The organism is Agrobacterium sp. CMT1 (genome assembly GCF_037203725.1).
Lineage (GTDB): Bacteria > Pseudomonadota > Alphaproteobacteria > Rhizobiales > Rhizobiaceae > Agrobacterium > Agrobacterium pusense.
This window is the reverse complement of the sequence record NZ_JBBCAR010000002.1, coordinates 64,265-87,962: the sequence shown is the minus strand read 5'-3', so window position 1 is coordinate 87,962 and position 23,698 is coordinate 64,265. Positions and strand designations below refer to the sequence as shown.

Below are 23,698 nucleotides of genomic sequence, written 5' to 3'. Positions count from 1 at the left end.
GTCTTTTCCATGTCTTGTTGTTGCGCTATCATGGATATTATTTATCCATGATTCTGTTTTCCTGTCAAGCGGCCCTGTTCCGCCCTTCTTTTTCTCAGGTTTTTCACTACGTTAAAGGCGTGAAACACACCGAGTCCCCCATTTCCGGCATAGATGTCGGCACCTTGCCCCTTTCATTCCAGAAATGGTTTGTCGAAAAAGGGTGGTCTCCGCGCGCCCATCAGCTGGAGCTTATGGCGCGGGCACGGGGCGGCGAGAACATGTTGCTGATCGCGCCCACCGGTGCTGGCAAGACGTTGGGCGGCTTCATGGCCTCGCTCACCGATCTGACAGAGCGGGGCAAGATACCGTCTGGCTCCGGCTTTGTCGGCGTGCACACCCTCTACATCTCACCGCTGAAGGCGCTTGCAGTCGATATCGAGCGTAATCTCACCAAGCCCGTTTCCGAAATGGGTCTGCCGATTGTCATCGAAACCCGCACCGGCGACACGCCCCAGGCGAAACGCCAGCGCCAGAAGGTGCGCCCGCCGGATATCCTGCTGACCACACCGGAACAGGTCTCGCTGCTGCTCGCCAACAAGGAGGCCGAGCGCTTTTTCCGTGACCTGAAATATGTGGTGCTGGATGAGCTGCATTCGCTCGTTACCTCCAAACGCGGCCATCTGCTGTCGCTGGCGCTCGCCCGCGTGCGCCGGCATGCGCCCGATGTCCGTTTCATCGGCCTTTCGGCCACGGTGGCGGAGCCGATGGATTTGCGCCGTTATCTTGCACCGCAGGGGCAGGGGAAGCCGCCCGCCGGCTTGATAACCGTCGAAGGCGGTGCAAAGCCGGATATTTCCATCTTGCACACGGAAGAACGCATCCCATGGTCCGGCCATTCAGCGCGTTATGCCGGAAAGGACTTATACGAAGCGTTGAAGCAGCATCAGACGACGCTGGTGTTTGTCAACACACGCTCGCAGGCGGAAAGGGTCTTTCAGGAGCTCTGGACGATCAATGACGACAATTTGCCGATCGCACTGCATCACGGCTCGCTGGATGCCGGGCAGCGCCGCAGGGTGGAAGCGGCCATGGCGGAAAACAGGTTACGTGCCGTCGTTGCCACCTCCACCCTCGATCTCGGCATAGACTGGGGTGACGTTGACCTTGTCGTGCATGTCGGCGCGCCGAAGGGCGCAAGCCGCCTCGCTCAGCGTATCGGCCGTGCCAACCACCGCATGGATGAGCCGTCAAAGGCGATCCTCGTTCCCGCCAACCGCTTCGAGGTGATGGAATGCCGGGCAGCGCTGGATGCCAACTATATCGGCGCGCAGGATACGCCGCCGATCGCCGAAGGCGCGCTTGATGTTCTCGCCCAGCACGTACTCGGCATGGCCTGTGCCGAGCCTTTCGATGCGGATGAACTTTATCGCGAAGTCACCAGCGCCTCGCCCTATGCCGACCTGCCGCGTGCCGCCTTCGATCGGGTGGTGGATTTTACTGCCACCGGCGGCTACGCGCTGCGCACCTATGAACGTTATGCCCGCATCCGCCAGATGAAGGACGGTCGCTGGCGCGTGTCCAATCCGGCGGTAGCGCAGCAATATCGCCTCAACCTCGGCACCATCGTCGAGGCGGCGGAACTCAATGTCCGCATGGTCAAGCGCAATGCCAAGGGCACGGTCGGTCGCGGCGGAATGTCGCTCGGCAAGGTCGAGGAATATTTCCTAGAGCAGCTGGTGCAGGGCGATACTTTTCTCTTTGCCGGCAAGGTGCTGCGGTTCGAGGGCATCAGGGAGAATGAATGCCTGGTCTCACAGGCCTTTTCCATGGATCCGAAGATACCCTCCTATGCCGGTGGCAAATTTCCGCTTTCCACCTACCTGGCAGATCAAGTGCGCTCCATGCTGGCAGACCCGACACGGTGGCATGCCCTGCCGGATCAGGTTCGCGACTGGCTGGCAATCCAGAAGGAGAAGTCGATCATTCCCAAGCGGGACGAGCTATTGGTGGAGACCTTCCCCTTCCGTAAGCGCTTCTTCATGGTCATGTATCCCTTCGAGGGACGGCTGGCGCATCAGACACTCGGCATGCTTCTGACGAGACGGCTGGAACGGGCCGGAGCAAAACCGATGGGTTTTGTCGCCACCGATTATTCGCTGGCCATCTGGGCCATGGAGGATATCGGCATGCGCCTGAAGTCCCGCCGCCTGTCGCTGGCCGACCTTCTCGATGAGGACATGCTTGGCGACGATCTGGAAGCATGGCTTGACGAATCCTTCATGCTGAAACGCACCTTCCGCAATTGCGCAGTCATTTCCGGGCTGATCGAACGCCGCCATCCCGGCAAGGAAAAGACCGGCCGGCAGGTCACGGTGTCCGCCGATCTTATTTATGACGTTCTTCGCAGCCATGAGCCGGATCATATCCTGCTGGAAGCGACGCGACGCGATGCCGCAGCAGGACTTTTGGATATTGGCCGTCTTGGCGATATGCTGAAGCGAATCAAGGGACACACCACGCATCGCGCGCTGGAGCACGTCTCGCCCCTCGCCGTTCCGGTCATGCTGGAAATCGGCCGGGAGACGGTGGCGGGCGAAGCGATGGACGATGTGCTGGCGGAAGCTGCTGATGAGCTGATCGCCGAGGCCATGTCCTGAAATATGCCCATGTGCTGAAGTATGCATTGAAGGAACAACGATAAAAGTGCTGAGCCGGCTGACATTGAGCGACAGGTTTTCCAACGGCTTCGAATGCCTGGGCAGCGAGACCGCCATCAACGGCGTTTCCGCCTGGTGCGACCCTTTGGGTGGGCTCTACCTGCCCGACCTGTCGCTGCTCGTCGTTTCCGACCTGCATCTGGAAAAGGGTGCGGCTTTTGCAAGGCGTGGACGCATGCTGCCGCCCTATGACACCATCGCCACCCTCAAGATACTGTCTTCCCTCGTCAGCCGCTACGATCCGAAGATCGTCGTCAGCCTCGGCGACAATTTTCATGATCGCGTCGGCTCCCAGCACCTGCCGCTGCCGTTGCGCGAACTTATCCGCGAGATGGCCCGCGGTCGCGAATGGATATGGATCAACGGCAACCACGACCCCGATGGCACGGTCGATCTGCCGGGTTCTTCGGTGGATGAGATGTTTTACGGCAATCTCGTTTTCCGCCACGAGCCTAAGCCGGGCGATGCGGCCGGTGAAATCGCCGGTCACCTGCACCCCTCCGCCACTGTGCGACGCCGCGAGAAGACGGTGCGGCGGCCCTGTTTCGCCACCGATGGTTCGCGTCTGTTGATGCCGGCATTCGGGGTGTTGAGCGGCGGGCTGGATTTACGCCACAAGGCAATGCGCGGCCTGTTCGATCATGCCGCTCTCGTCGCGCATCTGATGGGGAGAGATCGCATCTACTCGGTGCGGTTTTCCAGTCTGCTCGGCTGAGATTTTAGCGCAGCCTATTGGCGGTAGACCAATACCGGTATCTTCGAATTCTTCAGCACCTTGGCGGTCACACTGCCGAGCAGCATCTCGACGAAACTCCTGCGCCGGTGCGAGGCCATGGCGATGAGATCGCAGCCGGTCTTGTCGGCTATTTCAATGATCGCCTCGTCCGGCCGCCCCGCCCGCGCCAGCAGGGCCTCGCAATCCAGCCCCATGGCGGTGGCATGCGCCTGCGTATCGCGAAGCAGATGCTCCGCCTCTTCGCAACGGTGGAATTCCTCTTCGGCAATGGCGGCAATGTCCTCGACATCGCTGGCAATCACATGAAAGGGTTCCGATACCGTCACCACGGTCACCTTTGCGCCTGCCTCCTTGGCGAGAGCGAACCCTTGGTCGATTGCGATCTGCGCCAGCGGCGAACCATCGGTGGGAATGAGAATGTGCTTGAACATGACATTTCTCCTTTTCATCCCCGTTACAACCGCACTTGCCGCCATCAGCTGCGTGCGTTTGTAACGCCTTGAATTTTACAGCAAACCCCGGAAGGAAGCGAATGCTATCTTTGCCAGTGCGGGTGGCAGACGCTCTCTTTTGCGCGATTGAAAACGCTCAGTCCTTGCGGAAGATGATGCTGGCGCCCCAGCCGGTGACGACGGCGAGCAGAACGCAAAGCGCGCCGTAAGCAAGCGGCGTCTGATGCGCGGCATCGGTGATCGCCTGTTCCATGCCGGTCTTGACGACGCGCAGTTTTAATTCGCGCTGGGCGATGAATTTGCCGCTCTTGAAGAGATAGGCGCGCGCCGTGTGCACCCCGTTCGGCACGTTGGCGGGCAGGCGCAAGGTCGCCCAAAACAGGCCCGTGCGTTCCAGCCTCACCCCGGTCGTATCATTGCGGTAGATGCCGCTCGAAAGCTTGAGCCGACGATAGGCCTCCTGAAAATCGAAGACATTGTCGGGCACGCCCGAAAAGACAGCGCTTTTGAGCGACAGATGGTCGACGCCGAGCCCCATGGCGCGCAGCGTTCCGGGGGAGGCGACATCGCTGATATTGCGGGTGCTGGCCATGGAGTAGGATTCCGGCAGCGGCGTGAAGGTGATGGCGCTGGTATTGATCCAGATGCCTGCCACACGCTCCTTCTTGCGCACGGTCATGTAGTCGCTCGGCCCTTCCAGCGTCACCACGATATCATATTGCCCGATGGCCAGTAGCAGCTGGTCGGTATTGTTGAGTGCGCCGAAGAGGGTGAAATCCGCCCCGCGAAAATCCGAGGCTATCGGAATTTCCGTCGTCGAAGCGCCGATTTCGATGTTTTCCTGCAGGGGGCGCTGCTGCGGACCCGGCGGCAGCGCAAGCGGCGGCGTCTGGGCGGAAGCAGTTTGCCCGAAGGCAAGACAGGAGAGCAGGGCAAGGGCGGCAAGCAACAAATGGCGGGTCAATAACCTAACCCCCCGACGGCGACCGAAAACAGGTCTTCCGGCCGCACCACCAGCGATACCGCAAGGCGAAGGGCGACGGCGAGGACAAGAAGCGCCAGCAGCGCACGCAGCTGTTCGCCGCGCAGTTTCTGGCCGACGCGTACACCATATTGCGCGCCGATGACGCCAGCCACCATCAGGATGAAAGCCAGCACCACATCGACGGAGTAGTTGGTCGCTGCCTGTACGACGGTCGTGTATGCGGTGACGAAAATGATCTGGAACAGTGAGGTGCCGACAACTACACTGGTGGGAATGCGTAACAGATAGATCATCGCCGGCACCATGATGAAACCGCCGCCCACACCCATGATAGAGGTGAGTATGCCGATGCCGAAACCGAGCGTGACGACTGGAATGATGCTGAGATAGATCTTCGATTTCTTGAACCGCATTTTCAGCGGCAGGCGGTGTACCCAGTTGTGGTGTCCCGGCCGGCGCAGCGTCACCGTCTCGTTGCGGGCGGCGCGGCGAAGTGCCGAAATGCTTTCCTTCAGCATCAACCCGCCTACGGTGCCGAGCAGGATGACGTAGAGCAGCGAAACGATGAGATCGAGCTGGCCGATGCTGCGCAGGAAGGAGAATATCCACACGCCGACCGTCGCCCCCAGGAGGCCGCCGACGAGCAGAACGCTGCCGAGCTTGACGTCGAGGGTTCCACGCCGGAAATGGGTGATCGAGCCTGAAACGGAGGAGGCGACCACCTGGTTGGCGCCCGTCGCCACGGCCACGACTGGCGGAATATTGTAGAAAATCAGCAGCGGGGTGATCAGAAAGCCACCACCCACACCGAACATGCCGGACAAAAAACCGACGGCCGCGCCCATGCCGAGAATGATGAAAATATTCACCGACAGTTCTGCGATCGGCAGATAGACAGTCACGGCTCGGACCTCGGGCAAATGGTTCCGGGCGGCATGGCTTGTCCGGTGAGGGGGCCTTGCCGCGATTTACACTTTCTGTCTGAAAAGACCGGGCATGCCCAGCCTTCATCCGTCATGCCCGCGAGGGCCTAACCTGTCAACATTCAACGGTAAATACGTTGATAATTTGGAAAGATAGAGGTCTGGCGAAGGCAGCCGCCCACATTCCTGTCAGGCGTTGCAAAAAAGCGGCCGGGGGCCGCTTTTTGGGTTTCAGAACCATTATTTATTGCGGGCGAGAAGCGCTGTCACCAGTTCGTTGGTAATGCGCCCGTCCGGGGTCTGGCCCACGGATTTCTGAAAGTCCTTGATGGCCGTCACGGTGTTCTTGCCGAGCTTGCCGTCCGGCTGCCCGGCATCGAAGCCGTTCTTGTTGAGGATCGCCTGAATGTTGCGGATCGCCTTTTCCATGTCCACGGAGGCGGTTTTCACGCCTTCCTTGCCAGCCCACTCTTCCGGCGGGTTGACGCTGTTGGCATCTTCCGAAAGCGGCTTGACCTTCCACGCCTCCACCTTGGCCTTGGCGCTCTGGAGCTGCTGCGGGTTCAAGGCCCCCGCCACTTCGTCGCGCTTCTGGGCGGCATCGGCATCGCCATCCTTGGCGGCAATGGCGAACCACTTGTAAGATTCCTCGATATCCTGTTTCACGCCGCTGCCGCGCGCATAGAGGATGGCAAGATTGAACTGGCTGTCGCGGACGCCGAGTTCGGAGGCCTTGATGAACCACTGCGCGGCGGCAGCAAAATCCGGCTGGCCCGCCGCGTCGGAAGCCAGCAGGACGGCAAGATTGTGCATGGCGCCCGCATTGCCCTGTTCGGCGGCCAGCGTGTAATAGCGCTTGGCTTCCGGAAGGTTGCGTTCGACGCCGTTCGCCTTCTCGTAGAGATTGGCGAGACGATATTGCGCGGGTGCAAGACCGCGATCGGCAGCCAGTTTGTACCACTTCGCGGCTTCGGCACGGTCGGCGGCAACGCCGCGACCGTCGGTGTAGCGGGCTGCGATTTCGAAAAGCGCCTGCGTGTCGCCCTTGGCGGCGGCTTCAGCAAGCGATGCGGGCTCTATCCCGGCGGGAACGACGATGGCGCCGTCGGCGGGAGCGGCCGTGACGACGGCCTCAGCCGGTTTCGGCGGTTCCGCCTGCGCGACGGTGCCGGATTTTGCGGGATCCACGGCGGGAACATCGGCGACCGGCGGCTCCTCGGGTAGCGGCGCACCGCCAATGGTCCGGTGGTCAATGGTATTCTGTGCCGGAGCGGAGTTCTCGATGCTGTCGGCCGGGGCTGCCTGCTCGGATCCGATCGCGAGGTCAGACGGTATGGTGACGGCCTTGTCGCCGGTTTCGGGAAGGGCGGAAACCGGTGCATTGTCCATCTTCTGTTCAATCACCGGCGCCGGGGCTTCCGTGCCGCTGATCAGTGTCTTGACGAGGGGCATGGCCATCATCGCCAGAAGGATCGCGCCGATACCGAGCAGCAGCGGCCGGCGATAACGCGAAAGAGCCGAAGTTTCGGTCTTTCTTTTCTTTTTGCCGGTTTCAAGCTTTTCCGGCGCTGTTTCCATCGCGGCGGCCTGCGCGGCACGGCGGGCGGCGGCGATAAAGTCCGTCCGTCCTTCCGCGTCCACGGCCTTGCCGGTGGCGGCCACCTGGCTGGCGCGCACGCGTTCCAGGATTTTCTTGATATCAGGCGCGCCCGAACCGGGCTCCAGGAGTTCGTTCTCCTGACCGGCTGGCAGAACGTCGATCGGATCAAGCGACGGGGCAGGCTCAACCTGGGTGCGGGCGGAAGAGGCCGATACGGGTTCTTCCTTGGTCTTTGCGGGCTTCGCCGTGCTTGTTTTGAAGCGCTTCGTCAGCCCGGCAAGCAGGCTCGTTCTCTCTGCTTTTGCGGGCTTGGCGGCAGCGGGCGGCACGATGGCGGTCGCGTCATTGTCGCTGACGTCCTCGAGAATGGCCTGCTCTTCGGCTATATAGCCCTCTTCCGGGAATATGGCGGCCGGCATCGCGACGTCGTCGCGGCCTGCGGCAACAGCCTGCTGTGCAACGTGACGGGTGGGCTCTTCGCGGTAGGACGGTCCGTTGTCGAGATTATCCAGGCGGCCGGCAATCTGCACCAGCGTTTCGTGCAGTGCTTCGAAGGTGCGGTGCGTGCGCTCTTCGGTGTTGCGGCTCAGCGCTTCAAGGTTGCGCAAATCGGCCGCGAGATCGGTCAGCATCGACATGTCGGCGATGTTCGCGCCAGCCGAGAGGTTGTTGCGGGTATAGGCGTCGAGAACGGCCTCGGCTGCCTGCCGGGCCGCTTCGATGATATATTCGTCGTTCGAAGCCATATAGTCTTCGATCGCCGCCATGCGCGCATCGAGTTCAGGCGACATGCCTGCGGCCTGCATCTGCACCGGCTGGCTGATCAGCGTCGAGAGATGGGCGATCTGGTTTTCAAGGCTCGCCAGCGCATGGCTGTCAGCGGGGGCGGCATGGGCGGTCTCATCCAGTCGCGCGGCGATAGTGCCAAGCCGCTCTTCCAGGCGCGAAAAGGCGCTTTCACTGAGGCCCGATGCCAGCTGCGGCTGGCTATAGCGATAATCGAGCTCCTCGATCTGCCGAGAGAGCGTGTCGAGCCGTTCGGCCAGACCCTCATTGACGGTGCCGTGGTCGAGCGCATCGATCTTGCGGGAAATGTCGCTGAGGAAAGACGTCAGCTCCGCCTGCTGCGAGGGGCGCTGCGACCGTTCCAGAAGCAGTGAAAGCTGGTCCAGTCGCTCATGCAGTTGCGCTGCATCGCGCGCGGTGCTCAGCTCATCGATCTTGCCGGCCAGCGCTTCAAGGCGCGCGGTAAGATCAACGGAGGGTTCCGGTTTTGCAGCGGCGAGGCGGTTGATATCACCGAGCTGTTCGGCGAGGCCGTTCAGGCGGTTTTCCAGTCGCTGGGCGAGCGCATTGTCGGTTGCCTGCGCATTGGGGCGTGTGCCGGTCGCCGCAATGGCGCGGCTGATTTCGTCCAGCCGCTGATCGAGACCGGAAAACTGTTCGCTGAAGACCGCTTCATTCGGCTGCATGTGCTTGCCGAGTTGCTCGACCGCGCTGGCGATCGCGATCAGCTTCTCCTCGAGCACGCGAACGGCCGGATTGTTGCTCATGCCGCCGAGCTGCGTCTTGATGTCATCGAGACGATAGGCGAGGGAGACGATTTCATCCTGAAGGGCGCCAGCATCGAAACCACGCAGCGTGTCTTCCAGATTGTTCCAGCGGCTTTCGATCCGATGGACGCTGTCTTCGCGTGCGAGCTGGTCAATGGTGAGGCGTAGGTCCTCGAATTCGTTGCGCAGCGCATAGACATCCGGAGATGCCAGATTGCCGAGCTGGTCGATGCTTCCGGCAAGCCGTGCGATGTCATCGCGCAGATCGCCGATGAATTGCTGGTCTTCCGCCGCGGCGCGGATATTGCGGATTTCCGCGCGCAGTCCCTGCGCTTCCCGCGCAACGCCCTCGGCAATATCGTGCTTCAATTCGTGGCGGAGGTTCACGAGTGCCTGCGCGATTTCCTGCAGGGCCGCGTCATTGCGTGGCTCTTGATAGGGCGGGATGGCGCGTGCGCGTGGTGCGGCCTGAGGAGCCGGCTGGGGCTCCCTCTGCCGATATTCCGGCGCGAGCGGCCGTGTGATCGTGCGTTCCGGGCGGGCGGCGGGTTCCTGCGGGCGCTGGAAGCTGGTCTCCAGCAGACGCTGGCGCTGGCGTATTTCGTTGACGGGATCAAGTTGCGGTGGCGTCACGCTTGTGCGTGGCTCGCGTGGTGCGGCATAGGTTTCGCTCTTCGTTTCCGGCGGGGCGCCAGCGGCCCGCTGGTCGCGCGGAAACTTCTGGCTCATCAACCCTTCGATGCGGGCTTCAAGGCCTTCAATGGTGCGATTGAGAGCATCAAGAGACGACCTGTCGCTTGGCTGTTGGGTTTTCGATCGCAATCCGTTCATGTTTTCGCTCGCTTCGCTTCCGCCCGCCGTGCCCGGTTATCTGTCGCGACGTTGCCTGTTTGGACACGCCGTCGCCGCAACATGCAGCAATTCTAGAGCCGGTATTTGCCCCCGTGGAGGAAAATGCGCCGATGAACGAAGCAGTTACCTCCATCGGGAGAATTCACGAAACGTGGTAAAGAAGTGGTTAACCAAGGTCGGAATTTTTTAACTTTTGCGATGCAGGCCGAGCCCCGGAGCGGTGCGGAGGACAATTACGCAAAAAGGGAGAGCGATAACCCCATGGAATTTATTTGACGTTTACGCGCACGTCAAATATTGTCATTCCATATCAGCCGGATTATCTCCGGCGCCCACGATGCGGAGGAACATCGGTAATGCCTGTTTACAAGGCCCCAGTTAAGGACACGCTTTTTATCCTGAATGACGTTCTCGGCCTGGAGCGGTATAACAACCTGCCCGGCTTCGAGGATGCGACGCCCGACATGATCGAGGCAATCACCGGCGAAGCGGCAAAGCTTGCCGAGGAACGGCTTTTCCCACTCAATCTTTCCGGTGACCAGCAGGGTTGCGAGCGCGCCGATGACGGTTCTGTCTCCGTGCCCGATGGTTTCAAGGAAGCCTATGACGCCTATTGCGAAGGCGGCTGGATCGGCCTTGCCGTTCCCCAGGAATTTGGCGGGCAGGGCCTGCCCTATACGCTGCATGCGGCGATCGGCGAGTATATGTCTTCCGCCAACCTGTCCTTGATGATGTATCCCGGCCTGACACAGGGCGCTATTGCCGCCATCCTCGTGCATGGCACGCAGGAACAGAAGCAAACCTATCTGCCGAATATGGTTGAAGGTACCTGGTCCGGCACCATGAACCTCACCGAACCCCATTGCGGCACCGATCTCGGTCTCCTGCGCACCAAGGCGGTGCCGCAGGGAGATGGCACTTACAAGATTTCCGGCCAGAAGATCTTCATCTCGGCTGGTGAACATTCCATGACCGATAATATCGTCCATCTGGTGCTCGCCCGCATCGAGGGCGCACCTGAAGGCACGAAGGGTATTTCGCTTTTCATCGTGCCGAAATTCCTGGTCAAGGAAGACGGCACGCCCGGTGAGCGCAACGGCGTCACCTGTGGTGCGATCGAGCACAAGATGGGTATTCACGGCAACGCCACCTGCGTCATGAATTACGATGATGCGACGGGTTATCTGCTCGGTGCGGAAAACAAGGGCCTTTCGGCCATGTTCGTGATGATGAACGAGGCGCGCCTCGGCGTCGGCCTGCAGGGGCTTTCCGTGGGCGAAATCGCCTATCAGAATGCGGTGGAATATGCCCGTGAGCGTATTCAGGGCCGTTCGCTTTCCGGCGCGAAATTCCCGGACAAAAAGGCCGATCCGATCATCGTGCACCCGGATATCCGCCGCACGCTGATGACCATCAAGGCCTATAACGAGGCTGGCCGCGCTTTCCTTTTGTGGACAGCGCTGCAATCGGACATCGCCCACCGCTCGACCGATGAGAAGGAGCGGCAGGCGGCAGACGACCTGCTCGGTCTCGTCACGCCGATCCTCAAGGGTGTTCTGACTGACAAGGGCTTCGACCACGCCGTGATGGCGCAGCAGGTGTTTGGCGGTCATGGCTACATCGAAGAACATGGCATGAGCCAATATGTCCGCGATGCGCGTATTACCATGATCTATGAGGGCGCTAACGGCATTCAGGCGCTTGATCTGGTGGGCCGCAAGCTCGGCATGAATGGCGGCCGCGCCGTCATGGCGCTGTTCAAGGAGATTGGCGATTTCTGCGAGGAAAACCGCGGCGATGAAAAGCTCAGCCTCTACACCAAGGGTTTGAAGAAGGGCTTGAACGACCTTCAGGCCGCAACCATGTGGTTCATGCAGCACGCCATGGCAAAGCCCGACAATGCCGGTGCCGGTTCGACCGACTACATGCATCTCTTCGGCATCGTGGTGCTGGGTTACATGCAGGCGCGCATGGCGAAAGCCGCCAGCGAAGCGCTTGCGGCAGGCAGCGCTTCGGATGAGGATTACCTCAAGACCAAGCTTGTCACGGCGAAGTTTTACATGGAGCGCATCATGCCGGAAACGGCGCTGCGCAAGGCCCGCATCGAAACCGGTGCGGACACCATGATGGAACTGGCCGCGGAAGCATTCTGAGACATCTGGCGTTTCTGACGCCACAGGGAGAGAGTTATGACCGACGTATTTATCTACGACCATGTCCGCACCCCGCGCGGACGCGGCAAGAAGGATGGCAGCCTGCATGAGGTGCCGTCCGTTCGCCTTGCCGCCAAGACGCTGGAAGCCATCCGCGACCGCAACGGGCTTGATACCTCTGCTGTCGATGACATCATCATGGGCTGCGTCGATCCTGTTATGGATGCCGGCGCGGTGATCCCGAAAGCCGCCGCTTTCGAGGCCGGTTATTCCAACAGGGCGCCGGGCATGCAGATCTCGCGCTTCTGCGCCTCTGGTCTGGACGCCATCAACTTCGCGGCGGGCAAGGTGAAGGCTGGGTCTGACGATATCGTCATCGCCGGCGGCGTGGAAAGCATGTCGCGCGTCGGTATGGGCATGTCGGGCGGCGCCTGGTACATGGACCCCTCGGTCAACTTTCCGGCCTTCTTCATGCCGCAGGGCGTGTCGGCCGATCTGATCGCCACGAAATATGGTTTTTCCCGTGACGATGTCGATGCCTATGCCGTCGAGAGCCAGAAGCGCGCCGCGCATGCCTGGGAAAAGGGCTATTTCAACAAATCGGTCATTCCGGTGAAGGACCAGAACGGCCTGACGATCCTTGACCGCGACGAGCACATGCGCCCCGGCACCGATATGCAGGCGCTGGCTTCGCTCAACCCGTCCTTCCAGATGCCCGGTGAAATGGGCGGCTTCGAAGCTGTCGGCATCATGGCGCATCCGGAAGTGGAGCGGATTAACTACGTCCATCACGCCGGCAACTCATCCGGCATCGTTGATGGTGCCGCCGCCGTGCTGGTTGGTTCGAAAGCGGGCGGCGAGGCAATGGGCGTGAAGCCGCGTGCCCGTATCAAGGCTTTCGCCAATATCGGCTCCGACCCGGCGCTGATGCTGACCGGCCCGGTTGACGTAACCGAAAAGCTGCTGAAAAAGACCGGCATGTCGCTTGCCGATATCGATCTCTTCGAACTCAACGAAGCCTTCGCCGCCGTGGTCCTGCGCTACATGCAGGCTTTCGACATCGATCACGACCGGATGAACGTCAATGGCGGCGCAATCGCCATGGGTCATCCGCTGGGTGCAACCGGCGCGATGATCCTCGGGACGGTGCTGGATGAGCTGGAACGGCGCGATCTGAACACCGCGCTCGTCACGCTTTGCATTGGTGCAGGCATGGGTACAGCAACCGTCATCGAGCGGGTTTAAGGCAGCGGCTACGGCCCGCTTCCGTCATCCTCGGGCTTGACCCGAGGATCTATCCCCGGTGCTTGGATCTTCGGATCAAGCCCGAGGATGACGAGGAAAGCGAAGCGGCCATTACGATTCAGGGAAGAGGAATCCCAAATGAGCACTTACACCAATTTCACCATCGAGACGGACGCAGACGGCATTGCCCTCGTCACCTGGGACATGCCGGAAAAGTCCATGAACGTCTTCACGTCAGAGGTGATGGACGAGTTGAACGCCATTCTCGACGCCACCGTCGCCGATAGCGCCGTCAAGGGCGTCGTCTTCACGTCGGGCAAAAGTACCTTTTCCGGCGGCGCCGATCTGTCGATGATCAAGTCGATGTTCTCCTTCTACAATGACGAGAAGATGAAGAACCCGGATCAGGCGGCAGCAAAGCTGTTCGAGCTGGTGGGCCGCATGACCGGCCTGTTCCGCAAGATCGAGACCAACGGCAAGCCCTGGGTTTCGGCCATCAACGGCACCTGCATGGGGGGCGCTTTCGAACTGTCACTCGCCTGCCACGGCCGCGTGGCCTCCAGCGCCAAGAGCCTCAAGATTGCACTGCCGGAAGTCAAGGTCGGCATCTTCCCGGGCGCTGGCGGCACGCAGCGCGTGCCGCGTCTGACGGACGCGCAATCCGCCTTGCAGATGATGACGACAGGCCAGTCGCTGACCGGTGCGCGCGCCAAGGCCATGGGGCTGGTGCACCAGGTAGTCGAGCCGGATCAGCTTGTCGCAACCGCAAAGCAGATGATCAAGGACGGCCTGAAGCCGGTCGCGCCGTGGGATGAAAAGGGCTTCAAGGCCCCCGGCGGCGGCATCTGGACGCCTGCGGCTGCCCAGCTGTGGCCCGCCGCTCCGGCGATCCTCCGCCGCGAAAGTGCCGGCAATTATCCGGCCGCACTCGCCATCCTCAAATGCGTTTATGAAGGGCTGCAATTGCCCTTCGATACGGCGCTGAAAGTAGAGCAGCGTTATTTCACCGAAATCCTTCGCTCGAAGGAAGCCTTCGGCATGATCCGCTCGCTGTTCATTTCCATGCAGGAGCTGGGCAAGGGCGCACGCCGCCCGGCCGGCCAGCCGAAGACGGAGTTCAAGAAGGTCGGCGTCGTCGGCGCGGGCTTCATGGGGGCGGCCGTCGCTTACGTCACCGCCGCAGCGGGTATTCCCGTCACGCTGGTGGATCGCGATCAGGAAGCCGCAGACAAGGGCAAGGGCCATTGCGAGGAAAGCGTCAAGGCCGCCATCGGCAAGGGCAGGCTGACGCAGGATGAAGGCAAGGCCCTGCTCGATCTCGTCACCCCAACGGCGGATTACACTGCATTATCTGATGCGGATCTCGTCATCGAAGCCGTCTTTGAAGACCGCGACGTGAAGAAAGCCGTCATCGAAGCCGTGGAAGCCGTTCTGCCCGAAGGCGCAATCTTTGCCTCCAACACGTCCACCTTGCCAATCACGGGGCTGGCAAAGAACTCCAGGCGTCCGACCGATTTCATCGGCATCCACTTCTTCTCGCCGGTCGAGAAGATGATGCTGACGGAAGTCATCTTGGGCAAGGAAACCGGCGACAAGGCGCTTGCCGTCGCACTTGATTATGTGGCCAAGATCAAGAAGACCCCGATCGTCGTCAACGACACCCGCGGCTTCTTCGTCAATCGCTGCGTGCTGCGTTACATGGCCGAAAGCTACGACATGCTGATCGAAGGCGTGCCGCCCGCAATGATCGAAAATGCCGCGAAATTCGCCGGCATGCCGGTGGGCCCCTTGGCGCTAAACGACGAAGTGGCGATCGATCTTTCCTACAAGATCCTGAAAGCCACCGTCGCCGATCTCGGCGAAAAGGCGGTCGATCCGCGCCATATGGAGCTGGTGAAGAAGCTGGTGGAAGGCGAGGGCCGCTTTGGCCGTAAGAACGCCAAGGGCTTTTACGACTACCCGCCAAAGCCCGCCAAGAAGTCCCTCTGGCCTGGCCTGAAGGACCTCTATCCGCAGCAGAAGCCTGAAGACGTGGATATGGAGGTGCTGAAGCAGCGCTTCCTCGTCACCGTGGCGCTGGAAGCCGCCCGCACGGTGGAAGAGGGCATCGTCACCGATCCGCGTGAGGCGGATGTCGGTTCCATCCTCGGTTTCGGCTTCGCGCCCTATACCGGAGGCGCGCTGTCCTACATTGACGGCATGGGCGTGAAGAGCTTCGTGGCGCTCGCCGAAAAGCTCAGCGAGACATACGGACCGCGCTTCCAGCCAACGCCGCTGCTGAAGGATATGGCCGCCAAGGGCGAGACCTTCTACGGTCGCTTCGATCCCTATGCCAGCGCCGCGAAGGCGGCCTGAGGCTCCAGCGAGATGATTGAACAGGCCCTTCGGGGCCTGTTTTATTATGCCTGTCTACCCGCTTTCCATGCATCCTTTGCCGGGCTGAGGCGTTGAAAAGGCTGACCGGGCAAAAGCGCCCGCCGCCGCAATTCAGCACGCCTCAGGAGACAGCGATGAAAGCACCACTGCGATCCCACGGTTTCGATAAGCCATCAGACCTGGACGACGAGTTGGCCGAACTGGACGAAGAGGCGGAAGCTGTGGCCGCCGAAGAGACGGTGGAAAAAACCGCAGCCAGGAGGACACCTGCCGCCAATACCATCGACCCGGCGCTGCGTGCCGAACTGGACGAGCTTCGCCAACAGGTCGAAAAGATCCGGCGTGATGTCAAGCGGCTTGAGGCGGCCGAGATGTCCCGCCACAGGCCCGCACAGGCCCACCATGAGCGCGACCGCGAGAACTCCCGCCTGATGACGGTCGTGCGCTCCGTAGCCGTCACCTCGCTTGCAAGCCGCATCTTTGCGTCTTCGCCCGTCATGGCGGCGCTGGTAGCCGTGGTGCCTCTCGCGCTTGGTTTCGCAGCACGGCGCCGCGAAGGGGTATAGCCCCACCTGCCATGCTGCGCCCGCCACCGGCCGGGATAGGTCCCTCGCAAACATGACGCGGGCAAATGCGCTCTGGCATCAGGAGGCCATACAATGAGTTTTGCTGCGTGAACCGGCCTTCGCCCTGCGCTCTTTCCAGCCATCCACAGGCGCCGTGAAAAAACTGTCAAAAAACTTCGGAAGGGCGCTTGCCATGTTCGAACAAGATGTTATAACCCCGCTCACTTTCGGGGCGCAAACGACCCCGACCGCGAAAAGCGGAGGTTCTTCAAGGACCTGAAGTGCCCGGATAGCTCAGTTGGTAGAGCAGCGGATTGAAAATCCGCGTGTCGGTGGTTCAAATCCGCCTCCGGGCACCATTCTAAGCCTTTGGTGTTGCTGTCTTTTTCCATCATTTGCCGCTTTCCGTTCTGCATCAGTTTGACAAACTTTTTCTCAAAGTTTGACAACTTTCGTTTTTCGTTTGTTCAGTTCGGCCTCAAAATCAGCCACCGCGCTCTGCGCCTGTTTCGACCTGTCGGCGCGGCGGGAATAGTGCTTTGCCATCGCTTCGGTGGCATGGCCCAAGACGAGGGCAATACTCGCGTTATCGCGGCCCATCTCCGCAAGGATCGTCCCTACTGTGTGACGAAGCCCCTTGAGAGTTAGTCCAGGCTGAACAGCGCCAGCCTCTTCGAGCTTCTTCTTGATCCGGTCCCAATTTGTGCTGAAACCGTTGTACGTCCAAGGTTGGCCCCGGCTGCTGGCGCAGAGGGTAATGGCGTTATGGATGGGTGAAGCGTCCAACGCTTCATTGACTGGCGCAAACAAAGGAAGATAGACCGGTTGGCCGGTCTTGTTGCGGCGGGTGTCGATGCCCGCGTTTGAAATAGCCGTCTTAGGCAGCGCCAAAGCGTCCTGCGGATCAAGGCCGTAGAACATCATAAGGCTGAACGGCAGAAGCATATGAGGCGGCAGGGCCGCCAACACGACCTCGCGCTCCGCATCCGTCCAAGGCCGGTTCGCGTCTGGAAGGTCTTTTGGGCGCTCCGCTAGGCTGACGTGTTCAACCGGGTTTTCTTTCACGTACTCGTATTCCATGCCCCATGCGAAGATGATGGAGAGGACAGAACGGACGTAGTTTGCGAAGCGAAACTTATGCTGCTGTTCGGCCTGATCGCGGATTTTTGCAACACGCCCCCGCGTGAACCAGTCAAGGGGCTGGTCTTCAATGGGCTGAAGCCAGTCGAAAACCTTCTGGTAGTCCGACTGCGTGCGGGTTGCGCGCTTCTGAAACTTCGGGCTGGCGCGATACTTTTTGATGAGCATGCCAAGGGTTCCCGGCTTCGCTGCCTTCACCTCATAGAGCTTATTGATGCGATGCACTTCCATATCGAATGCGAGGCTATAGACCTCGAATTTCTGGCAGTCGACTTTGTGGCCGGTCGCGCGATGATAAGCGCGCCAACGAAACGGAGCTTTGTTGTCGCGCTGGATTTTCCAACCGGTGTATTTATTTACCCGCTTTTCGCGTGCCTTCGTCATGCGCGTCTTCCAAGTTTGCCAATCACGTCTTCATCGCTGGCGTGCGCGCTGTCTTTCAGGCCATCAAGGTAGCTGTCTAAATCGCGCATGTCGTAGACTTTGACGCCCGACGGAAATTGAACCGGAGCAATTCCACAGTCGATTGGAAACCGTTTCGCGGTCACGCCGCAGTAGTCTGCGGCCTCCGTGAGCGTCAGCATACGACGAGGCGCGACCCTGATATTTAACGTTGTGCCAGCCATCCGAATGTACCTTGGATCTAGAGTTGTGGCGGACCCCAAAATCGCGGGGGCCGCCGTAGTGGGCCGGGAAGGAACCGCCCGACCTCGAAACTTGACTAGCCGGACGCCTTCGAAAGGCGGCTAGCGACTTCGTTAATGGAGGCGGCATTGCCGGCAGCGACGCTGATACCGAGAGGTTCAAGGGCCTCGCGCACAAGGCGGTCGATTTTCACGACGATGAAGCTTCCGTCTGGGATGGCATTGACGTCGACCTGCGTACCAAGCTCGGGTCCGATGACATCACCGTTCGAACGAACGACGATAAAGGCCGGACGGTTCGAAGTGACGTAAGGAGAAGGGAAGGTGAAAATCTGCCGCACCTGATCCATCACTTTACGCAGCAAAGAGGCGGGAAACCCGTACTCCACTAGACGAACAGCCAAACCGAGCATCAAAACGTCGCGCGAGGAGTAAAGACGCCATGCCGTGCCATCGCGAACCTTGTCTGCGTCAAGTGCGATCTGGCCGCGATACTGCCAATTCTGGATCAGTGGCGAGTTGACGCTGAGGGCTTTCAGGACCTTTGCACGTTGATGCGTGGGGGTGATAAACTCGGCTGTCAGGAGCAACAAGCGCTCCTTTTCTTCTTGGCTTCGCGCCAGAGCCTCACGCGCGTGGGCATCAAGAATGGCTTGCTCTTCGGGTGTGCGGATTTTTTTCATGCTAATTCCTCAAATTGCGATGCTGCAAAATGTCACTCGATGAATGGGTTTGCAACAATAAATATTCATTGATCGGAATTGGCGGCAAGCGAATGCAGAAGGTCAGCAACTTCTCTAAGGTCGTCAAGCAGGTCCTCGAGCGAGGTTTCCACCCCACTTGAAAGCGCCAGAACTTCGTTGGACGCGAAACCAAGAACCTTACGGTCGGCATCTCCTGCGTAATAGTACCCTGGCCTGTCGTTCATCTTCCGGGGTGTGAAGAGGATATCGCTAACGGCAGAATCGGTGACGGTGGCAAGGCAGTTCAGCTTATGTAGGTCGAATTGCAAATCATCGGCCTTGCTGATCAGCGAACGAATTCGTTCGACAGCGCTTGCGCTGGCTGTGGTTTTGGTATTATATTTCATTCGCTTAATGCACCTTTCCTTAAAGGTTGAAAAAGCCGACGCTGGTTCCTAGGCCGCTGCGTCGGCTTTTTGCATTTCTGGTTGCGCGTATGCGCGGCTCAGTTGGAAAACAATTTCTGCATTCATGGATCTGTTGTTACGGTCGGCTTCGCTCCGAATGCGGTCCCGCATTCCGTCAGGCAAGCGCAAAGGAAATTTATCGCTTTCGCGGCCAGTCTTCATATTTCCGACTCCGATAGGACTACGGTGATATTACTATTACGGTAGTCCTATTGACGTCAAGCGAATAATATCACAGTGGTCCTATAGGGGTGTCGATATGAAGCAAAATATTGGACGTGGATCAGATCAATTCAATTTGCGGTTTCCAGACGGAATGCGTGAACGCATTGCGCGTGAAGCTGAGAAATCCGGGCGGTCGATGAATACCGAGATCGTCTCTCGGCTGGAGTTCACACTCGATTCGCACGTTGCGGACGAAAAAGAACTGCGCTCTCTTGTCAATCAGGTTGAAGAGTACAAGCGCCTGCTGATCGAAAAAATTAATAACCAGAAGGGGCAGACGGCGCTATTCAAGTCGGCGTGCCACCATATCTTGAGCTACGGTGATGATATTCCGCCCGAGCTTATCAAATTCGCAGAAGAGATGCTTTCCATCTACAGCGTAGAAGCCAGTGATATCGCAGCAGATGTCGAAAAAAGCTGAGACCCGTTCCCCAATGAAACGGGTTTGAGGATACAAGGTATGGCCGACTACAGAGAAATATCACAAGAGTACGCCCGGCAGGGAATAAATGCCGCATTTCTTCTGAATGGCGGGGCTGCGGTGGCGCTGCTCTCGCAAACTGCAGAATTAATCAAATTAAATCTCACAGCGATTGTTTCTCAAGCAATGCTCATATGGGCTGTGGGCACCATCTTTGCTGCACTGACTTGGGTCATAGCGTTTGGGTCTACGCGCTACGTCGACAAATCGGAGCGGGAGCATTCCGCTGATCACCTTGCTACGTCAGATATACTGATGGTCGTAGGTTTGGTACTGATCATATTTTCGCTGGTGACGTTCGCTTGGGGCTGCGTGGCCCTGGCATCAGGAATCCACAGCATCTTGTGAAATCCCTTTCCAGTCTGAAAGGGTTTTTCGAGCCGCAAACTTTAACTGTTCCCAATGGAAACCGTTTTGAAGTTTCGCAAAATTTGCGAACTTCTTTAAAAGAGGCAATCAACGAAGATGCTGAGGTCGTAGGGCATGGAGACGGAGAAAGAGTATGAACAGCGCTTAAAATCCGCTGAGAGGCAACACGACTGGCGAAAGAAGGGATTGGAAATTCACGCCACGCAGCTCCAGTCTTTTGCTGGGATGGCCATGAAAGCTCCTGCTTTGGTGTCGGCTGGTGGCGTGGCTGCCGCCCTTGGCTTCTACAGCGCCAACTACAACCGACTGAAATTGATTCCCACGGCATTAGACGACTTCAACGCTGTTTTGGTTTGGTTGTTTATGTCTCTGTTGTTTACCTTAGTTGCTCCGGGCGCAGCATACTTTTCTCAATTGTTTTACTCAGCGGCAATCGCCTCTGAGGAGCATTTCTATGATCGTCCCTTCGTTCGCGACACCAAACGATCGAGACGGTTTTCATTGGCTGGTGATGTCGCTCGGTGGATCGCTGTAGGTCTTACAGCTGGATCAGCCGCGTGCATTGTGGTGGGGGGAATAGACTTTTTGCAACTGGTGGCAAAGGTCTAAATCCAATCCGAATATGCGGCTTCAAGGCTGGTTCTCATCTCCCGCCCGATCCGCTCCAAAACGTACTCGGCTATGTCCTGCGGGTTAGACGCGCCGTTGATGTTGATCACGGGGCTAACAGTGACGTCAAAGGTGTTCCCGCCTCGTGACGCCATGGGAGACTGTGAACCTCGCGCCGCCGCCCGATATGCCGCGTTCGGGGAGACCATCCCGGATCGTCCAGGAGAAAACAGCTCCGGCCCTTTCTCGCCCACAAGATAGGTTCCGCCTGCTCGGACAGGCCCGCCACGTGCGCGCGCGCCGTCAACAGCCGGTTCTTCGCCACCGCCGCCGAGAAACTTAGGCCAGCGGATGGACCCGGTAAGGTCGATATTGCCCACAGCGGCAACGATGCGACTTGGGATCGTCTTCACCCATTCGATGAATGAGTCGAACTGTGAAACCATGCCGTCCCAAAGCTTCTGGATCATAGCCACGCCGGCATTGTAGAGCGCGAGGTGACCGGCAACGAATTGCTCAATGATCCGGTTCGTCATGTTGCGGGCGTTGTTGCTGATCGCTTCCGTCTGGTCAGCTCCAAGAATTTCGCGGTCGAACAACCCGGAAAACATCTGCCCAAGCTGCGAAAACTTCTCGCCCACCCATCCGGCGGCGCTGCTGATCGCTTCCAGCGCCGGGGCCATCTGGTCAAGATAGGGCTGCAAGCGCTGGATAACGGGTGCAAGCCGGTCGCCAATTGCTGCCGCCACCCCTGACAGGGTGGCCGTGATCCGGTCCCAATACTTGTAGATCGTGGCCCCCGCCGCACCGACTGCCGCCGCGCCGAGCGCAATACCGAGCCAGACCGGCGCGGAGATCGCCGCCAGCGCCGCGCCCACGCCTGTCAACGCGCCAGTGATGGCGGTGAAGACGCCCGCCACACTGCCGAGACCGATAAGCGCATTGATTACTCCGCCCATCATGAAGAGGCCAGCAAACCGCGCCGCCGTGGCTGCGATGCGGAAGGCGACGATTGCCGCCGTGGTAGCGGTGATGGCCGAAGTCAGGCCCGGATATTCGCGGGCAAGCTGGCTGATACTCGTCACCATAGGCCCAAGACGTCCAAGGGTGCGGTTCACGGTAGGCAAGAGCGCATCGCCGACACTTATAGCCAGATCGGTCACGCGGTTTTTGAAGATTTGCAGGCCGAACGCCGTGCGCTGCGAGGCGGTGTCGAACTCCTTTGAAGCCGATCCGGCATATTTGCTCTTGTCAGCAATCAGGTCCAGTACCTGCGCAAGCAGATCGCCGTTCGAAATCAGTGGCCCGAGCGCGCGCGCCTCGTCTCCAAACAGGTCAGAGATAGCCGCTGCGCGGACGGAAGCAGGCAAGCTGTTGATGCGGGCCAGCACGTCTTGAAGCGTACCGACCGCATCTTTCTGCATCGACTGCGCCACGCCTTTCGCGGACAGCTTGAGCTTTTTGAACACGGCCACTTGCCGCGCCGTGGCGCTTTCGCCCTTCGTCAGCGCCCGCCCGACATTCAAGAGACTGGTACTTGCCACTTCCGCCTCGAAGCCCGCGCCGGTCATCGCTGCGCCGATTGCGGCCACCTGCTCCGCCGTCATGCCGAACTGGCTTGCCATCGGTGCCACGCGGCGCACAACATCAAGGATTTGCGGGGCGCTGGCGGCGCTGTTGTTACCAAGGTGGTTGATTGCGTCGGCAAGCGAGGCGGTGTCATCCAGCGACAGCCCCAAAGCCGTTTTGAGCTTGGCCAGCGCTTCGCCGGTCTGTCCTGCCCCGATATCCCATGCCACGCCGACCTTAGCGGCGATTTCCGCGAACTTCGCCAACTCGTTTCGAGCGATGCCGGATTGACCGGCCGCAGCGACGATTTCAGCAATGCCGGTTGCGGCCATCGGGATATTCAGCGACATTTTTCGGATGTCGTCGCCCATCTGCCGGAATGATGCTGCGGTGTCGAAATCCACCACCTTGCGGATATCCGACATGGCACTTTCGAATTCCACCGCCGCAGAGACCGGCGCGGACAGCCCTTTCCAGAGCGCGTAACCCGCGCCAACCGCATCAAGCATTTCGCCCCGCATAGCGGAGAGCTGCTGTGCGTTTCGCGTGGATTGCGCGGTCATCCTTTCTAACGTCGTGGCCAGGCCACGCGCTGGACCGGTCAGGCGATCCACAAGGCTGACGACCAGTTTTGATTCCAAAACACCCATTAACTCGTTCCGTTCTTGCGCTTCACGTGGCGGATAGCCGCTTCGTAATAGGCGATGGTTTTTTCTGGCGGAAACGCCTCCACCATAGGCAGAGGCGTGGACGTTTCAGCAGCGACGATGGTTATGATGTCGATCCATTCGGCGCTTTGCGGGAGTTTCCCAAGAGCGGAGCCACGAGCGTCTCGATTTCGTGGAAGTCGTCCAGCTCGATCTGGCGGAAAGCCGGCAGCGGGATCTCTGCTATGGAGGAAAGCATGGCAAGGCTTTTTCCCATGTCACCCTTGAATTCATCCATGACCAGCAAATCGCCCGTGCGGGGCTTACGGAAGGTCAGTTCGGTGTAGGTTTCGCCGCCGTGGCTGACGGGAGTTTTAAGGGTGTATCTGACGCTCATTATTCGTCGCCTTTCATCATGGCTTTAAGGGTGTGGGCGGTAATGCCGGGTTTCTTTTCCGTGGTTGCCAGCAGTTCCAAGAACTGGTCCCGCAAGCCGGTTAGGCCGGGAAAACAGCAAATGTGTTCGTCGGTCATTTCGCCCACAGTCATTTCGTCAATCGGATCGGGGCAGAGTTGTTTTTCGGGCATAAAAAGCTTTCGCTGCAGTGGAGAAAGATTAGAGAGCCTCGCGAACCTTGACCCGACATCGTGCATCTGGGCGCAGGGAGGTTCGCTTTTCGTTGTTGGCCTAGCTCCGTCGGCCTCATGTCTTGGCGCCCAAAAT

Annotated in this window: 21 protein-coding genes and 1 tRNA gene; 10 read left to right on the top strand and 12 right to left on the bottom strand. The window is 59.4% G+C overall.

Features of this window, described 5'->3' with window-relative positions:
- Positions 1–47: 47 nt before the first annotated feature.
- Both WA845_RS03080 and pdeM read left to right on the top strand, forming a co-directional pair.
- A complete protein-coding gene (locus WA845_RS03080) occupies positions 48–2,639 on the top strand; it encodes a ligase-associated DNA damage response DEXH box helicase (RefSeq protein WP_337322191.1) in 2,592 nt (863 codons plus the stop codon).
- Between the two features lie 46 nt (positions 2,640–2,685).
- On the top strand, positions 2,686–3,414 hold the full coding sequence (gene pdeM, locus WA845_RS03075) for a ligase-associated DNA damage response endonuclease PdeM (protein WP_004439820.1): 729 nt from the start codon (positions 2,686–2,688) through the stop codon (positions 3,412–3,414).
- 14 nt (positions 3,415–3,428) lie between these two features.
- On the opposite strand, the gene WA845_RS03070 is transcribed toward pdeM, so the two are convergent.
- The 4 genes from WA845_RS03070 to podJ form a co-directional block, all read right to left on the bottom strand.
- The gene (locus WA845_RS03070; RefSeq protein WP_006697645.1) at positions 3,429–3,866 is read right to left on the bottom strand and encodes a universal stress protein; all 438 of its coding nucleotides are present in this window, start codon (positions 3,864–3,866) and stop codon (positions 3,429–3,431) included.
- Positions 3,867–4,023: 157 nt separating this feature from the next.
- Positions 4,024–4,851, bottom strand: coding sequence for a TIGR02186 family protein (locus WA845_RS03065; RefSeq protein WP_004439826.1), 828 nt, complete (start codon positions 4,849–4,851; stop codon positions 4,024–4,026).
- Entirely contained in the window at positions 4,848–5,774 is a 927-nt protein-coding gene (locus WA845_RS03060) for a sulfite exporter TauE/SafE family protein (RefSeq protein WP_004439829.1), read from the bottom strand. Before WA845_RS03060 ends, WA845_RS03065 begins: the two co-directional genes overlap by 4 nt.
- Before the next feature lie 261 nt (positions 5,775–6,035).
- Positions 6,036–9,779, bottom strand: a complete 3,744-nt coding sequence (gene podJ / locus WA845_RS03055; protein WP_112555901.1) for a cell division protein PodJ — start codon at positions 9,777–9,779, stop codon at positions 6,036–6,038.
- A gap of 377 nt (positions 9,780–10,156) precedes the next feature.
- Here podJ and WA845_RS03050 point away from each other — a divergent pair, with 377 nt between their 5' ends.
- From WA845_RS03050 to WA845_RS03030, 5 genes are all read left to right on the top strand, one after another.
- Positions 10,157–11,953 (top strand): acyl-CoA dehydrogenase C-terminal domain-containing protein, encoded by a 1,797-nt coding sequence (locus tag WA845_RS03050; protein ID WP_112555898.1) that lies wholly within the window; start codon positions 10,157–10,159, stop codon positions 11,951–11,953.
- A 36-nt stretch (positions 11,954–11,989) separates the two neighbouring features.
- Positions 11,990–13,198 carry an acetyl-CoA C-acetyltransferase gene (locus tag WA845_RS03045; RefSeq protein WP_112555896.1) on the top strand — a complete coding sequence of 403 codons (1,209 nt, stop codon included), beginning with the start codon at positions 11,990–11,992 and terminating at the stop codon, positions 13,196–13,198.
- A 138-nt stretch (positions 13,199–13,336) separates the two neighbouring features.
- Positions 13,337–15,553, top strand: coding sequence for a 3-hydroxyacyl-CoA dehydrogenase NAD-binding domain-containing protein (locus tag WA845_RS03040; protein ID WP_112555894.1), 2,217 nt, complete (start codon positions 13,337–13,339; stop codon positions 15,551–15,553).
- Positions 15,554–15,708: 155 nt separating this feature from the next.
- The gene (locus tag WA845_RS03035) at positions 15,709–16,140 is read left to right on the top strand and encodes a hypothetical protein (RefSeq protein ID WP_112555892.1); all 432 of its coding nucleotides are present in this window, start codon (positions 15,709–15,711) and stop codon (positions 16,138–16,140) included.
- Between the two features lie 283 nt (positions 16,141–16,423).
- Positions 16,424–16,499 (top strand) — tRNA-Phe (locus tag WA845_RS03030).
- A 76-nt stretch (positions 16,500–16,575) separates the two neighbouring features.
- On the opposite strand, the gene WA845_RS03025 is transcribed toward WA845_RS03030, so the two are convergent.
- The 5 genes from WA845_RS03025 to WA845_RS03005 form a co-directional block, all read right to left on the bottom strand.
- Complete coding sequence (locus tag WA845_RS03025; RefSeq protein ID WP_337322190.1) at positions 16,576–17,664, bottom strand: tyrosine-type recombinase/integrase; 1,089 nt, start codon at positions 17,662–17,664, stop codon at positions 16,576–16,578.
- A complete protein-coding gene (locus WA845_RS03020; protein WP_337322189.1) occupies positions 17,661–17,906 on the bottom strand; it encodes a hypothetical protein in 246 nt (81 codons plus the stop codon). The genes WA845_RS03025 and WA845_RS03020 overlap by 4 nt, the downstream gene beginning before the upstream one ends.
- Positions 17,907–18,001: 95 nt before the next feature.
- Complete coding sequence (locus WA845_RS03015; RefSeq protein WP_337322188.1) at positions 18,002–18,607, bottom strand: hypothetical protein; 606 nt, start codon at positions 18,605–18,607, stop codon at positions 18,002–18,004.
- A 65-nt stretch (positions 18,608–18,672) separates the two neighbouring features.
- On the bottom strand, positions 18,673–19,014 hold the full coding sequence (locus tag WA845_RS03010; protein ID WP_337322187.1) for a hypothetical protein: 342 nt from the start codon (positions 19,012–19,014) through the stop codon (positions 18,673–18,675).
- Positions 19,015–19,062: 48 nt separating this feature from the next.
- Complete coding sequence (locus tag WA845_RS03005) at positions 19,063–19,236, bottom strand: Arc family DNA-binding protein (RefSeq protein ID WP_337322186.1); 174 nt, start codon at positions 19,234–19,236, stop codon at positions 19,063–19,065.
- Between the two features lie 97 nt (positions 19,237–19,333).
- Between WA845_RS03005 and WA845_RS03000 the strand changes: the two genes are divergently transcribed.
- The 3 genes from WA845_RS03000 (at position 19,334) to WA845_RS02990 (ending at position 20,758) form a co-directional block, all read left to right on the top strand.
- A complete protein-coding gene (locus WA845_RS03000) occupies positions 19,334–19,720 on the top strand; it encodes an Arc family DNA-binding protein (protein ID WP_337322185.1) in 387 nt (128 codons plus the stop codon).
- A gap of 39 nt (positions 19,721–19,759) precedes the next feature.
- Positions 19,760–20,128, top strand: a complete 369-nt coding sequence (locus WA845_RS02995; protein WP_337322184.1) for a hypothetical protein — start codon at positions 19,760–19,762, stop codon at positions 20,126–20,128.
- 135 nt (positions 20,129–20,263) lie between these two features.
- Positions 20,264–20,758, top strand: a complete 495-nt coding sequence (locus tag WA845_RS02990; RefSeq protein WP_337322183.1) for a hypothetical protein — start codon at positions 20,264–20,266, stop codon at positions 20,756–20,758.
- Here the strand turns inward: WA845_RS02990 and WA845_RS02985 are convergent.
- The 3 genes from WA845_RS02985 to WA845_RS02975 form a co-directional block, all read right to left on the bottom strand.
- The gene (locus WA845_RS02985) at positions 20,755–22,977 is read right to left on the bottom strand and encodes a phage tail tape measure protein (protein ID WP_337322182.1); all 2,223 of its coding nucleotides are present in this window, start codon (positions 22,975–22,977) and stop codon (positions 20,755–20,757) included. The two genes, WA845_RS02990 and WA845_RS02985, sit on opposite strands and share 4 nt — an antisense overlap.
- A gap of 121 nt (positions 22,978–23,098) precedes the next feature.
- Positions 23,099–23,371, bottom strand: a complete 273-nt coding sequence (locus tag WA845_RS02980) for a phage tail assembly protein (protein ID WP_337322181.1) — start codon at positions 23,369–23,371, stop codon at positions 23,099–23,101.
- A complete protein-coding gene (locus WA845_RS02975) occupies positions 23,371–23,562 on the bottom strand; it encodes a hypothetical protein (protein ID WP_337322180.1) in 192 nt (63 codons plus the stop codon). The genes WA845_RS02980 and WA845_RS02975 overlap by 1 nt, the downstream gene beginning before the upstream one ends.
- Positions 23,563–23,698: the final 136 nt, after the last annotated feature.